Origin of the sequence: Limisphaera sp. VF-2 (assembly GCF_049537125.1) — a bacterium.
GTDB lineage: Bacteria > Verrucomicrobiota > Verrucomicrobiia > Limisphaerales > Limisphaeraceae > Limisphaera.
This window is the reverse complement of record NZ_JBMVQY010000001.1, coordinates 714,226-728,058: the sequence shown is the minus strand read 5'-3', so window position 1 is coordinate 728,058 and position 13,833 is coordinate 714,226. Positions and strand designations below refer to the sequence as shown.

Below are 13,833 nucleotides of genomic sequence, written 5' to 3'. Positions count from 1 at the left end.
GAGTCGGACCCGGCACGCGGCCCGGGGGTCGCTGGCGAGCATGCCTGGTTTCCGCCCATGGTCGCTTTCTGCCCTGGCTGTTGGGCTGCGGGCTGGGGTGGGCGGTGGCCACATGGGCTCAGCCGGCCTTTCCGGGTGCCGTGGGGGCAGGGGCGGGCGCACGCGGTGGGCGGGGCGGGGACGTGTATTATGTGACGAACCTGGCCGATTACGTCAGCTCCAGTGACCCGCGCCGATTTGGAACGTTGCGTTACGGGATTGCGTCGGCCAACGGGCCGCGCACGATCGTCTTTGTGGTCTCCGGCACGATTACCCTCAGCAACGATCTGCGGATCAACAAGAGTTATCTGACCGTGGCGGGGCAAACGGCCCCGGGCGAGGGCATCACGTTGCGACGACGGTCCCTGATCATTACGGATGCCCGCGACGTGGTCGTGCGGTTTCTTCGGGTGCGGCCCGGGGACCTGGATCCCAGTTTCGAGGGGGACGCCTTGTCCATCGTGCGTGCCACGAACGTGATCGTGGATCATGTGTCGACTTCCTGGAGTGTGGACGAGTGCCTCTCGGTCACGCATTCCACGCAGGTGACGGTGCAAAACTGCTGGATCACCGAAAGCCTCAACATCTCGCAACACGACAAAGGGGCGCACGGGTACGGCTCGTTGCTGCGGTATGGAGACGGGATCTTGACGTTCTTCGGCAACCTGTATGCGCATCACAACAATCGGAATCCGCGGCTGGGCGACCGGCTTCGGGTGGAGTTCGTGAACAACGTCATCTACAACTGGGGCAGTCGGGCCGGCTATTCCGGCGACGACGCCACCGATCTGGCCGACAACCCGCAAGGGTTCACCAACCGGCTCGCTTACCTGGGGAATCATCTGATCGCCGGGCCGAGCACCCGCACGCCCTCCACCGCCTTCCAGGGCGGCACCACCAACACCTGGATCTTTCAACAGGACAATTGGATCGATGCGGATCGGGACGGGCGGTTCGATGGCGTGAACACCGGCTGGGGCATGTTCGGCGGACGGTACACGCGTCTCGATTCCTGGCCGTGGCCCCTGACAGTGACGGCTCAGGATCCCGGATCGGCAACGCTGCGGGTGCTCACTCTGGGTGGCGCCTCGCGGGCCCGGGACGCCGTGGACGCCCGGATTCTGGGCACGGTCAGGAATCAGACGGGCCGGCTGGTGGACGCGGTGGGGGATCCCTCTCAGACGCAAGATTACGAAGTGCGCACTGTCAATGGAACCGACCTTGTGTTTGTGCGGGGTTGGCCCGCGCTGGCCGGCGCCGAGGCCCCGGTGGACAGCGATCTGGACGGCATACCGGACTTTTGGGAGCTGGCACTGGGGTTGAATCCACGCGATTCGTCCGATCGCAACTTCATCGGGCCCACCGGTTACACACGCCTGGAGGAGTATTTGCACTGGCGGGCCGTGCCGCATGCCATCTGCCCGCGCAACGGTACGGTGGAAATGGACCTGACCGGGGTGTTGGGCGGCTGGACCGGGCTGCAGTTCGAAGTCCAATCGGGCTCCAACGGCACGGTGCGGCTGGAGGGCAACCGGGCCATCTTCGTCGCCGCTCCGACAGCCGTGGGCTTGGCAGATTTCCGGTTGTGGGCGACGGATCCGGCCACGGGCTGGCGACTGGGGCCGGAGACGGTGGTGGTGCTGATCAGCAGCACGAACGCGCCGAATCGGCCCCCGGCCTGGGAGCCGGTGCCTCCGCTGGAGTTGATGGCCGGCCAGCAGTGGTCGTGGCTCCTGCGTGCGAGCGATCCGGATCTGCCGGCGCAAAGTCTGCGATTCTCCTTGCTGAGTGCGCCCATGGGAATGGCGTTGGAGGAAGAAACGGGGTGGCTTCGCTGGCACGTTCCGGTGAGCCTGGGCGGCACCACTCAGACTGTCGCAGTCGCGGTCATGGACAACGGCGAGCCGCCCCTGTCCGCCACGCAAACGCTGACCCTGATCGTGCGGCCGATCCCGGAACCGCAACTGCAATTGGCGCGGGATCCCGAGGGTCGCCTGGTGTTGACGGTGGCGGGCGCCCCGGGCCCGGAGTACGGACTGGAGGAATCCCACGACCTGCAAACCTGGAGCCCGGTCCTCTGGACCAACCCGGTGGCCTTTCCATGGGGCTGGGAGTTGATCCCCGATCCCAACTCCGGGCCGCGATTTTACCGCATCCGACTTCGGCCGTGAGGGGTGCCGCGAACCGACACTGTGGTACGGTTGCCCGTGTTGTTGTCTGCAGGGTGGGCGCCATGCAGAGGGGCCGCGGAGCGCCCGGGCGGGCTCTTCGCATTCGTCCTTGCAGGCCCGCCAGACGCCGTTGCACGAGCCCGCCTTCTCACGGGCTGCTCGTCAAGAAGCAGGGCGGGGTCGCGGCTCCATCGGGCTTTGCGATTCCCGCCCGAAGGATCGGCCGCGTTCGCCTGCGCCGGCACGCAGAGCCCGGAAAAATCCCGCCGGCGGTCCTTTTCGGGCTCCGCGTCCCATCGGCCCAACGGCGCGGCGGCGGGCAGGGGCCGTTCTCGACTTTGAGCCCCGGGCCGGGCCATCGTGGCGGGGATGGAACGTTCGTTGCGCGAAGTGGCCCGTGGGATTGTGGAGCGCCTGCAAGCGGCAGGCCATGCGGCTTTTTGGGTGGGAGGCTGCGTGCGCGACATGTTGCTCGGGCTGGAGCCGGAGGATTACGACGTGGCCACTTCGGCGCGGCCCGAAGAGGTCGAGGCGCTGTTTCCCCGGACCGTCGCGGTGGGCAGGGCTTTCGGGGTGGTGCGCGTGATCGAGGGCCCGCACGTCGTGGAGGTGGCGACCTTTCGCGCCGAGGCAGATTATCAGGACGGGCGGCGACCGGGCCGGGTGACGTTTGCCGATGCACGCGCCGACGCGTTGCGACGGGACTTCACCGTCAACGGACTCTTTTTCGACCCCGTGCGCGGGGAACTGCATGACTGGGTCGGGGGACGGGCGGATCTGCAAGCGCGCCTGATTCGCACCATCGGCCGACCGGAAGACCGGTTTGCCGAGGACCACCTGCGGATGCTGCGGGCGGTGCGTCTGGCCGCGCAATTGGATTTCCGCATTGAGCCCGCCACCCTGGAGGCGATTCGCCATCATGCGCGGTTGCTGGAGCGAATCAGCGCCGAGCGAATCCGCGACGAGCTGGAGAAACTGTTCGCTCCCCGCTGCGCGGCCCGGGGACTGCGCCTGCTGCAGGAGGCCGGACTTCTGGAGGTGATCCTGCCCGAGGTGGCGGCGCTGATCGGCTGCGAACAACCTCCCGACCATCATCCCGAGGGCACGGTCTGGGAGCATGTCCTGAGGATGCTGGAAGCCATGCCTCCGGAGGCCGACCGGCTTCTGCCCTGGGCGGTGCTGTTGCATGACGTGGGCAAGCCGGTTACCGCGCAGCGCGACCCGGCCACGGGCCGGATTCGGTTTTTCGACCACGAGAAGGCAGGCGAGGAGATCGCCCGGAGCCTCTTGGAACGGCTGCGGTTCCCGCGAAAAGACATCGAAACGTTGGCCTTTGTGGTGCGCCATCACATGCAGTTCAAGGACGTCCCTCAGATGCGGAAGGCCACCTTGCGACGCCTGCTCTTGCGGCCGACCTTTCCGCTGGAACTCGAGTTGCACCGACTGGACTGTCTGGGCTCGCACGGGAAGCTGAACATTTACGACCTGCTGGTGCAGGAGCGGCAGGCACTGGAGGCACAACCCCGGTTGCGCCCCCCTTTGTTACGCGGGGATGACCTGATTGCACTGGGAATTCCGCCGGGGCCCGCGATGGGGCGGTTGCTGGCGGAGTTGCGCGACAGGCAGCTGGCGGAGGAGCTCACGACGCGCGAGGCCGCGCTGGCCTGGGTGCAGGACCGGTGGCGAGACCTGTGCTCCCGGGGAATTGAGCAGGCGGCGGCCCGGGAGAATCCGCCGAAGGCCGCACCCTCCCGCTCGCGCGAATCTACCAAACCGCCACCCGGTAATACGCCGCCGGCATCGCCCAGGGCGGGCTCGGATCGGTGACGATGACTTCGCCGCCCGTGCCCGCGAAATCCGGCGTGATTGCCTCCCAGCTCTCCAGGTCGGTGGACCGCTCCACGCGGTAGAACCGGCGCGCGGAGGTGGGGAAGGCGACCTGATGGAAGCTGACCCACGGCACGGCGGGGAGAAAGCGCAGGGCCAGGACGGAGCCGGCATCCCGCGGATCCGTGTCCGCGCGGTACTCCAGCCAGGTTGGCATCCCGTCCCCGTCGGGGTCGCCCAGCTCCGCGGCGGCGAGGTTGTTGGTGAAGCCGTGCAGGAAGAGCCAGGGCACCGGAGTTCCCAAGGGCAGTGGCGGATAAGCGCGGCTGAACTGGTTGCTGTTTTCGATCATGAGCCGTTGCGGGCCGGTGTTGGAGTACAGGGCATTGTCCACTTCGATAAACGCAAAGGCGTTGGAGAGACTGTCCAGTTCGCGGAAGGTGAATTGCAACAGGCTGCCGAAGGCGCCGTAGGGCAGGCTGGTTGCAAGGTTCGTCGGATTGGGGCTGCTCAGCAGGGCAATGCGCAAGCCGTCCGGTGCCTGCGTTTCGGCTAGGGACCAGCCATGGAGCAGTTGGCCGGGCTCCGTGGAGAGCAGGGAGACAGTGCAGGGCCAGTTGGGTCGGTAGCGCAACTGGATTTGGCGGATGAACCGCGGCAGGTAGAGAGCCCGCAGGGTGAGGGCGGGCTCGCCGTCGCGGTCATCGGGCACCAGACGGAGCCGTCCCAGCGTCACGTCGCCGGCGTGATCGGCGGGGATGAACCAGCCGATGATGTAGTTGGTCACAAGCGGATAATTGGTGGTGGGCGGCGTTTCGTTGGTGTCGATGATGGGGTTGTCGAAGTTGGTCCAGACCGGGTTGGTGGGTGAGTAGGCGATGAGTCCCTGGTAGTGCACCTCGAACGAGGGCATTACGGCGGTGGATCCGCGGCGGAGGCTGGCCCAACGAAGGATGTACTGGCCGCTGACGTCCTGCGCGAGCTGGCCGATCTGAGCGACCATCTCCTCGACATTGGTGGCCAGGACCAGTCGCCCGGCGGTCGCGGTGGTCAGCCGTTGCAGATCCGTGGGATCCAGTTCCAGTCCGAAGCCCAAACCATAAATCCGCACGTTGGCGTTGGTGGCGGTCGTGATCAGATCGTCGACCGTCGTGCTGCTGGACTCGTCGCGGCCGTCGGACACGAACACGACGTAATGCTGTTCGTCTGCGTTGGAGGCGCCCAGCATGGAGATACCCGCCGCAATGGCGTCCCACACGCGGGAGCCGGCGGGGAAACCCTGAACGTGGTTGGTCCAGATGCCGGCGATGGCGTTTTGCACCGACACCACGTCCGCGCTCAGGGGATGCACGATGGCCGGGTCCTGATCTTCCCGATGGAATTCGACGACGCCGACTTGGGAACCTTTGGGGAGTCGGGCGACCAGGTCGCGGGAGGCGGCCACCATGGCCTCCAGGGCGTCGGAAATGCCGTTGTCGTTGGTGTCACCGTTGGCCAGGGAGGCCACGCTCCAACTGAAGTCCAGCACCAGCGCCACCTTGATCAGCTTGCCCAGGCCCGCTCCCGGAGCCAGCAACCAGGCCGTCTCATTCGTGCTGATGGGTCGGTCGTTTTCCTTGGCGACCACCCAGAGGTTCGTGGGCGGCACCACCACGGGCCGGGCCACACTGGGATCGTCGCTGTCGTACAGGGAGAATTGAAAGTCCAACAAGTACGGTGTGCTGTACGTGTACGTCACGTTGGCGATGGCCAGGCCGGCCAGCTGCCGTGGGGCGATGCTGAAGCGAATGGTCGAGCGTCCCTCGCCCCACGGGTTGCGGGCGAACACGGTCACATCGAACTCGCCGGAGACGGCGGGCACCCCACGGATCTGGCCCGTGGTGGGATCGACCGCCAAACCGGCCGGCAGATTCTCCGCCCCGTAAAGCGTGGGCTGTTCGGTCGCGGTGATCTGGTAGGTGAAGGGCTGGTCTTCGGCCCCCTGGGCCAGGGGCGGACTGGTGATGACGGGTACCGAAGAAGCGATGCGCAGGGTCAACGTGGCCGTGGCATGGGTGCAGGCATTCGTGGCGCTCAACAGGACGGTGTAAGTCCCCGGTTGGGTGGGAATGCCGCTGATCACGCCGTTGGTGGGGTTGAGGCTCAGGCCCGGGGGCAGACCCCAGGCACCGAAGGACTCGGGCGAATACCGCGCGCGCACCGTGGCGGTGAACGGCACACCCTGTTTGCCATTGACCGAGGAGGGGCCGGTGATGGCAGGCGGCTCGACCCGGACTGTCACCGTGGCGGTGCGACTGGTTGCCGCGCCATATTCGCTGGTCACGGTTACCCAGTACGCACCCGCGGAGGCAGGAGTTACCCGCGGCAGCAGCAGCGTCCGGTTCGTGGCCCCCTCGAGGGGCGTTCCTTCAAAGAACCACTGGAACTGCAGGAGACCGGTCCCTTCCGCCGCGGTTTCGAGAAGGGTGCTCTCGCCACAGACCACCGAAGTATCAGAGGGCTGGAATACGATCGCAGGTGCCATGGGCCGGACCGTCAGGCGTGCCACCGCGCTGGTGACCGTGCCCAGCGCGTTCGAGACCACGGCGAAATAGAGTCCCTCGTGCTCGGGTGCGGCATTGTCGATTCGAAGACGGGAACCGGTGACATTCGACAAAAGGGTGCCGTCCTTGTACCAGCGATACTCCAGAGGGGCTTGGCCGGCGGCCATGACCGCAAGTTCAACCCGTTGGCCCAGCATCCCGGTGCGGGACCGAGGGGGGACCGTGATGACCGGGCGACCGTCTCCGACGATGGCCAGCGAATGATACAGCCCGCCGGAGATGGCCACCACGCTGCTCAGTCCCGGGGGTGGAGTGGCCTGGCCGAAAGTGTTGTCGCCCCATCCCACCACGGTGCCATTGGCCCGGAGGGCCAGACTGTGCGCACTTCCTGCGGCGATGGCCACGACATTGCTCAGACCGGTTGGCACCGTGGATTGCCTCTTGTCGTTCGCGCCCCAGGCCACCACGGTTCCATCGCTGCGCAGGGCCAGGTTGTGATGATCGCCGGCGGCGATGGCGACCACGTCTCGAAGACCGGGCGGAATGGCCAGCTTTCCGGCCGTGTTGTCACCCCAGGCCACGACCGTGCCGTCGTCCTGCAGGGCCAGCGAGTGCCCGCGCCCGGCGGCAATGGCCACGACATTGGTCAGCGGGCCGGGGAGCTCGGGGGCATTGCCCCAACTGACCACCGTGCCATCGGAGCGGAGAGCCAGGGCGTGATCATAACCGGCGGCCAGGGCCACCACAGAGCTCAAACCGGGCGGAACGCCCACGGCCGGACCAGTTCCCCAGGCCGCGACCGTGCCGTCCCGACGCAGCGCAAGGTTGTATCCGTAATTCGCGGCGATCGCTGCCACGTCGTCCAGGCCGGCAGGCACGTTGGTTTCGCCCAGGACATTCCAACCCCACGCCAGGACTTTTCCGTTGGCCCGCAATGCGATGCTGTGCAGTCCCCCGGCCGCGACCCCTACCACGTCGTTCAGGACTGTGGGAGGCAGGCTCTGTCCTTCGCTGTTGCTGCCCCACCCGCGGATCGTGCCGGAGGCAAAAAGCGGGACGCACGGACCGAAACACAGGAGCGCCAGCGTCAGGACCACCACCAACGTTCGATGGGAAGAGGCGCAACGGCGATCGTTGCTCCAACGAGCTTGATGCGGGGTGAGCATAACCTCTCGGGCCATTAGGGCATCTCAGGGCCAAGGTGGCAAGAAAAGAACTCGGGGAAGCGCAGCTGCGTCCGTATCCGCGAAGTCGCGCCCGGAAAGAATCCAATGCGCGGGGCCGGATCGCGTGCCTTTGAGGAGGACGCTCTTTGACCCCATGCCCGCTCGGAGACGCGGGGCCGGAGCCCGCCCACGGGCGTAAGAAGAACCCTCGAGGTGTGCGGCTTGGCGCCGGAGGGTCGGCACGGTCAGCCAACGACTGCAACCAGGCACGTTGGGCCCGAGTGAGGGTGTCTCCGGTCTTCGACAAGTATGAGTGCCGTTCGGCAACGCAGGCAAGAGTCGGACTGCCGCCTGTTGAATGACCGGGGCCGGGCTCAAAGGTCGGCTGGCGGAAGACTGCGAGTGGTGGCAGGGTTCCTCGAGGGGCGGCCCTCACCCGCGTCATGGATCCAGCGGGTCCTCCGGTGGAGCGGCCGCAAGCCACGGGTCATGCCCCCTGGTGGACCATGCGCGTCCCGGGCGGGTGGGCGACCGCGACGAAAAGCCGCGTAAGGTGTTTGAATTGGCATGAGGCACAGTTCGGTCCGCCCCGGGCGAACCGGGTGCCCGGACCGCGGGTCGGATGGCTGACCCGCGGCTTGGCAGGAACAGGCAAACACAGCGCCATGAACTGGAAATGCATCGTATCCCTGGCCGGCTGGCTGGCCGCAGCGGTGATGGCGCAGGCAGGGCCCGCGGTGCCCGCCGGGTTGGAGAAAAAGTCGGCCCCACCCGGCCCTCCGTCCGCATGGGAGCAGCACTTTCGTTCTTTGCGCGATCGGCTGCGTTCCTGGGAGGACCGATGGAAGCAGTGGGAGCGGCAATGGCGCAGCCGGCCGGAGACCCCGCGGGGGCCGTACTGGCTGGTGCCCCCATGGGAGCCGCCGGAGGGTACCGGCGGCCGAGTTTGGGAACCGCCGTGGAGGCCGCCTCCCCCGCCGCAAGGCCGCGTGTGGGGCTCGCGGACAGTCAATGGTTGGACCGTGTGGATCATCCCGTGCGGTCCCCACACGGGAGGGGCGGTAACCCGATAGAACCGCGCCCGCACAACTGCTTGCTGCCGTGCGGGTGACGAAGCAGGGCTGATCCGGAAGCCGACAGGTTGCGCCATCCCCGGAGCTCGGGCAAGCTATTCGGTCATGAATGGCGCGGCAGCAGCCGGACGTTGGACAGTGCGCTGGAGCCGCCGGGAATGGTCCCGGCTGCTGCAGGCCTTTGGCTTGTCGGTGCTGCTGCATCTGTTTCTCTACGGCGCCTACGCTCTTGCGCGGTACTGGCAACTGCCACCGGATTTCCTGCTCCCGGCCAGGCTTCGTCACACCCATCAACTGCAGCAGGCCATCGCCGCTCGGCGCGAGGCGCTCGAGCGGGAGGAGTCCCCGCTGGTGTTCGTGGAGGTCAGTCCTCGTCAGGCCACGGAAGAACCGCCTCCGGAGACCCGGTTCTACTCGGACAAGCATTCGCGCGCGGCCAATCCGGAAGCGGATCAGGACACCGGCCAGCCCAGGATCACGGGCACTCAGGATCAGGTGGCGAAAACCGAGACCGTACCCCCCGCCGAGACCTATGAACCCCTTCAGCCGGCGGTGACCCCGCCCCAGCCGGCGGAACCGCCGCCCCCTGCGCCGCCGTTGGTCACTCCCACCCTGCCCCGTCCGGAGGGCGATCTGGAGGTGGGCCGACCTGATTGGGTTGAGCGAAGAGGAGACTCGGAGACGCCGCGTCCGCGCCCGCGGACGTTGGCCGAGGCGCGAGCCCGCCAAAGTCCCGCCCTGCTGCCGGGCGAAAAAATGCGCCAGGAAGGGGGTGTGAAGAACCGGCTCGAGTTCTCGGCCCTCGACGCCAGGGCCACGCCCTTCGGGGATTATGACGCGGCCCTGGTGCGCGCCGTAGCGGATCGATGGTACGCGCTGCTGGACGCCAAACGTTACGCCGGCTATCAGCGGGGTCGGGTGGTCGTCCGCTTTTTGTTGCACAGCGACGGGCGCGTCACGGATCTGCAAGTGGTCGAGTCCACCGTGGGCCTGGACCTGAGTTTGATCTGCGAGATGGCGGTCCTGGATCCGGCTCCCTATGCTCCGTGGCCGCGTGAGTTGCGGCGGCTGGTGGAGGGGAACTACCGCAAAGTGCAGTTCACCTTTTACTACAATTGATCCCGGGCGGCCGGCCGCGGCGGCGCGCGTCCTGAACGAGAAGGTTTTATGGAATCGGTGGTGTATGGGTTGTTGGTGCTGACGTCGCTGGTCAGCCTGACGGTGATCATTGAGCGGGGTCTGGCGCTGCGCTGGCGCAAGGTGGTGCCGCCCGAGGTGGAAGCAGCCGTGGAGTCGTGCCAGGCCCGGGAGGACGTGCCCATGCTGCGTCGAGTGTGTGAACAGCACGGCTCGCCCCTGAGCCGGTTGTTGTTGCTGGCCATCGAACACCTCCATTTGCCGAAGGAAGAGGCGGTCAGTGCCCTGGAGACCCGTGCGCGGCACGAAGTGGTGCAACTGGAACGCGGGCTGGTCGTGTTGGAAGTGGCCGTCGGGGTGGCACCCCTGTTGGGGCTGGTGGGCACCATCGTCGGCATGATCACCTTGTTTGCGGACCTCGGCCATGCAGGGCTCGGAGACGCCGCGCGGCTGGCCCAGGGAATCGCTTTGATTCTGAACGCGACGCTGCTGGGCTTGTTGATCGCCATTCCCTCGCTGGTGGCCTGGTGCTATTTCAACCGGAAAATCGAGACCCTGTCCGTCGAGATGGAGACCTTGTGCGACGAATTCGTGCGCCGGCAGTACCGACTCCACGAGTCGTTGGCGGTTAAATCCTGAGAGCCCGGGGCGCGCCCCTGGAACACGAGGCTTCCGGAACGCATGCGGTTTTACGTCAAATCCCGGCGCCAGACCCCCACGGTGATCATCGTGGCGCTTATCGACGTGCTCATCGTGCTGATCATCTTTCTCATGGTCACCACGACCTTCAAACAACAACCCGCGGTGCGGCTGGCGCTGCCCGAGTCCACCCAGGCCCAGCGCCCCGGCGTGCAGGAGGATGCACCGCTGGTAATCGCGGTGGATGCCGAAGGGCGGTTGTGGTGGGGCACGGAGACCCTGCCGGTCACAGCCGAAAGCCTCGTTCCACGGCTGAAAGAGGAAGCCGCCCGGCGGCCCAACTTGCGCCTGGCCCTCAGTGCGGATGAAAAAGCGCCGTTCGGCCAGATCATCAAGGTCATGGACGCCGCCAAGGAAGCCGGTGTCCGGACGGTCAGTGCATTTGCCCGGGAACCCGGCCGACGATAATCCGCCGCCGCAAGGTTCTCCCCCAGGCTTTGTGGAACGCCGGCGGGTCCGAGTCTCCGACGCCTTGCAGGTCCTGAGTCGCAGGGGCCGCAGCGCCGGGCCTCCCGGGGGTGAAGCCGAACCCCTGCGGCCCCACGGGCGAGGATCCGCATGGCCGGTTGTCAAGCAGGCCGGCGCGGAGTAAGGTGGACCGCGTGGGCGCTTGGCGCAGCGGCTAGCGCATCTCCCTTACACGGAGGTGGTCGCAGGTTCGAATCCTGCAGCGCCCACCATTTGCTTTCCCGTGAAGTCGAGGCAGGCCTCCGCAAGGGATTTGGCAAATCCCACGGCGGACCCTGTAATCCCGCCACGACAAGTCACTCCCCACCAGGCGCTGGCTCCCCGACGCCGAAGCGGGCCATCGCCTGCCCGGCCCAAGGGGGCTTTGAAAACACCGATGTGCCGACAGTCAGCATGCGCAGCTCCTCGCAGAGTCGGGAGCGGGCTTCCGAGCTTTTTCGACCGCCCGGGAGAAGGCGGGCGAGAGATGAAAAAGCCAGCTGCCGACGAAGGGAAGCAGGAGCTTGGTCTGCGGACGGTGGATCGCTCCAGCCGCGATGGTGGGGGTTGATGTTCGCGGCGTCCGCAGGCTGGAAGCCGGCGATCCGGCCGGTCGGGAGACCCGCATCGCCGAGGTACGATGGGACTCGCTTGAGCAGAGGTGCTGCGGCAGGGTTCCCAAGGAGCTTTCCCGACGACTCACCCGGTTCTTGTTTTCTGCGCGCTCTGCACAATTCCCAGGTCTTTCGCTTCTGCGTGGTCTGTATGATCTGGGGGCTTTCCCGTCCGAAGCTACCGACGGGAATCAGCGTATAGATGCCCAGTCCGCCCTGCATGGGCATCCACCCATGGCGCATGGCGATGCGGAAGTGGCTGCCCTTCGGTTTTTGGGGCCGCTGATCGAATCAGTAGTCCGCCGCCTTACGGCGGCGGCTACCGGTTTCCGATTCCGTAGCCGCCGACGGAAGTCGGCGGATCGACTCCCAATCCGGCCCGCTTGGGGATCCACCCATGGTTCATGGCGATGCGGCGGTGGTTGTCCTTAGGTTCCTGGGGCTGCCGATTCGGATCAGTGGTCCGCCGCCTTACGGCGGCGGCTACCGGTTTCCAATTCCGTAGTCGCCGACGGAAGTCGGCGGACCCACCTCCGATCCGCCGCGAGTGGGAATCCATGGGTGGTCCATCGCGTGAGCGTGGTGGCTACCGTTCTCATCGCGGCTCCGGACCCGCCTCTCGAGGACCGGCGGCGCGCGGGGCATAAGACCCTCTGCGGCGGTGGACATACGTCCCGCGGCTGCGGGGCGCAACCGACCCCCAAAGCGCGCTCATTCTGCGCGGATTCGGACAAGGACGAGCCATCAAAATCCCACAGTTGGGAGGACAGCACTTTTTTCAAGCGCGGGCAGCGGCGACGGGGATTGCCAGAATCCGCGGGGGCCGGTGAGGCAATCCGCTTTGCTCGAAACCGAAGGCCCGGAAGCGTCCGGAGAGTACGGCAATGGAGCGAGCAAAGCCCGGGGGCGTGGGTGAGGGGCGAGCGCTGGGGTCGAAACGGCCAGGCGTTCGAGGATCGCGTCGGTGTTACCGCACTCCGCACATGACGGTCCGGGAAACGACGGATGGCTTCGACTCGATTGCACCCGCAGGCCGACCAAACCATCGAAAATCCAAAGGCCAGCCAATCGCGCGGGACGGCAATGGCCAAATGCAGGAAAACCGGAAACCATTGGCGCGCCCGGCAGGATTCGAACCTGCGACCACCTGCTTAGAAGGCAGATGCTCTGTCCAGCTGAGCTACGGGCGCGCTCCGGACCGCGGTAATTCGGTCACACCGTTTGACGCTGGCACCTTTCGTAGCCTGACCCGGGGTCGCTGGAAAGACGCGCGCTTCCTCGACCCCGGCGGCGCGGTCGACGGCCGAAGGCGATCGCAGCCATTCCGCTGCGGACCACAAGCCGGGCCACCTGCCTCCTTCACTATGGCCAGAAAATTCCGAAGGGCAAGGCTGCGATCCGTTGCCGGATCGGAACGCCCATTTCAGGTTCGGGAGCCCTCCAAAAGCTTGGCGGAGTTTGGGCGTGGCTCGGCTCGGGAAAGCCGGGGCAAACGGCTTTTCCCAGGGATCCTTGAATGCCGGCCGCGACACCAGAAATGTTTCCTCCCGTCTCCATGAATCGCACTGCCCCATCCCCGCGCCGGAGACGCAAGCCCTTCACCGCCCCGGGGGCTGCGCCCCGGCGAATTCAGCCCCCAGGAACTTCTCGTCCCCTGCAAGGGCGCCCCACCGGAGACCTCCCATCGCGAAGGCCGGGCCTGCCATACCCAATTCCGGCCCTTCAGGGCGGGACGAATTGCGGAATCGGGTCACCCAGGGCATTGCCCCGGTTTGTGGAACCGCCGGCCCCTTGAGGCGGAGGCCAAAGGTGCCAAAGCTGGAACCATTCATTTCGGTATCGGCTAACCCGGTGATGTCCCAGCCGTTGGCTAGAACCGGTGCATCCTCGCCCCGTTCGGGCAAACCCAGGGCGCGCCGCGAAGGCGCGAGACCTTGCCGACCGTTGAGGCGTTTGCGGGGACCGACTTCTCATAGGGCGGTTTTGGAGGATTGTCGCCTGCAGTGCAGGCGCAGGGAGGGTCCCCGGCACCGCGGGTCTCCTGCCGAGGCGCTTTTCAGGTTCTGGACATCTTCAGGAAGATCGGTTGCGTTTCGGGTGCCTCGGCAACTGATAGG

Annotated in this window: 7 protein-coding genes and 2 tRNA genes; 7 read left to right on the top strand and 2 right to left on the bottom strand. The window is 66.4% G+C overall.

Annotation, left to right across the window (positions count from 1 at the left end):
* Positions 1 to 104 precede the first annotated feature (104 nt).
* On the top strand, positions 105 to 2,210 hold the full coding sequence (locus ACPDIT_RS02570) for a hypothetical protein (protein ID WP_423441267.1): 2,106 nt from the start codon (positions 105 to 107) through the stop codon (positions 2,208 to 2,210).
* A 369-nt stretch (positions 2,211 to 2,579) separates the two neighbouring features.
* Entirely contained in the window at positions 2,580 to 4,037 is a 1,458-nt protein-coding gene (locus ACPDIT_RS02565) for a CCA tRNA nucleotidyltransferase (RefSeq protein ID WP_423441265.1), read from the top strand.
* Here the strand turns inward: ACPDIT_RS02565 and ACPDIT_RS02560 are convergent.
* Positions 3,976 to 7,761: a putative Ig domain-containing protein gene (locus ACPDIT_RS02560; RefSeq protein WP_423441263.1), complete on the bottom strand. Its 3,786-nt coding sequence runs from the start codon at positions 7,759 to 7,761 to the stop codon at positions 3,976 to 3,978. The two genes, ACPDIT_RS02565 and ACPDIT_RS02560, sit on opposite strands and share 62 nt — an antisense overlap.
* A gap of 650 nt (positions 7,762 to 8,411) precedes the next feature.
* On the opposite strand from ACPDIT_RS02560, the gene ACPDIT_RS02555 reads away from it, so the two are divergent.
* The 5 genes from ACPDIT_RS02555 (at position 8,412) to ACPDIT_RS02535 (ending at position 11,335) form a co-directional block, all read left to right on the top strand.
* Positions 8,412 to 8,819: a hypothetical protein gene (locus ACPDIT_RS02555; protein ID WP_423441261.1), complete on the top strand. Its 408-nt coding sequence runs from the start codon at positions 8,412 to 8,414 to the stop codon at positions 8,817 to 8,819.
* A 105-nt stretch (positions 8,820 to 8,924) separates the two neighbouring features.
* Positions 8,925 to 9,938 carry a hypothetical protein gene (locus ACPDIT_RS02550; RefSeq protein WP_423441260.1) on the top strand — a complete coding sequence of 338 codons (1,014 nt, stop codon included), beginning with the start codon at positions 8,925 to 8,927 and terminating at the stop codon, positions 9,936 to 9,938.
* Between the two features lie 48 nt (positions 9,939 to 9,986).
* Positions 9,987 to 10,595, top strand: a complete 609-nt coding sequence (locus ACPDIT_RS02545) for a MotA/TolQ/ExbB proton channel family protein (protein WP_423441258.1) — start codon at positions 9,987 to 9,989, stop codon at positions 10,593 to 10,595.
* Between the two features lie 42 nt (positions 10,596 to 10,637).
* The gene (locus tag ACPDIT_RS02540; protein ID WP_423441256.1) at positions 10,638 to 11,063 is read left to right on the top strand and encodes an ExbD/TolR family protein; all 426 of its coding nucleotides are present in this window, start codon (positions 10,638 to 10,640) and stop codon (positions 11,061 to 11,063) included.
* A gap of 196 nt (positions 11,064 to 11,259) precedes the next feature.
* Positions 11,260 to 11,335 (top strand) — tRNA-Val (locus tag ACPDIT_RS02535).
* A gap of 1,494 nt (positions 11,336 to 12,829) precedes the next feature.
* Here the strand turns inward: ACPDIT_RS02535 and ACPDIT_RS02530 are convergent.
* Positions 12,830 to 12,906, bottom strand: a tRNA-Arg gene (locus ACPDIT_RS02530).
* Positions 12,907 to 13,833: the final 927 nt, after the last annotated feature.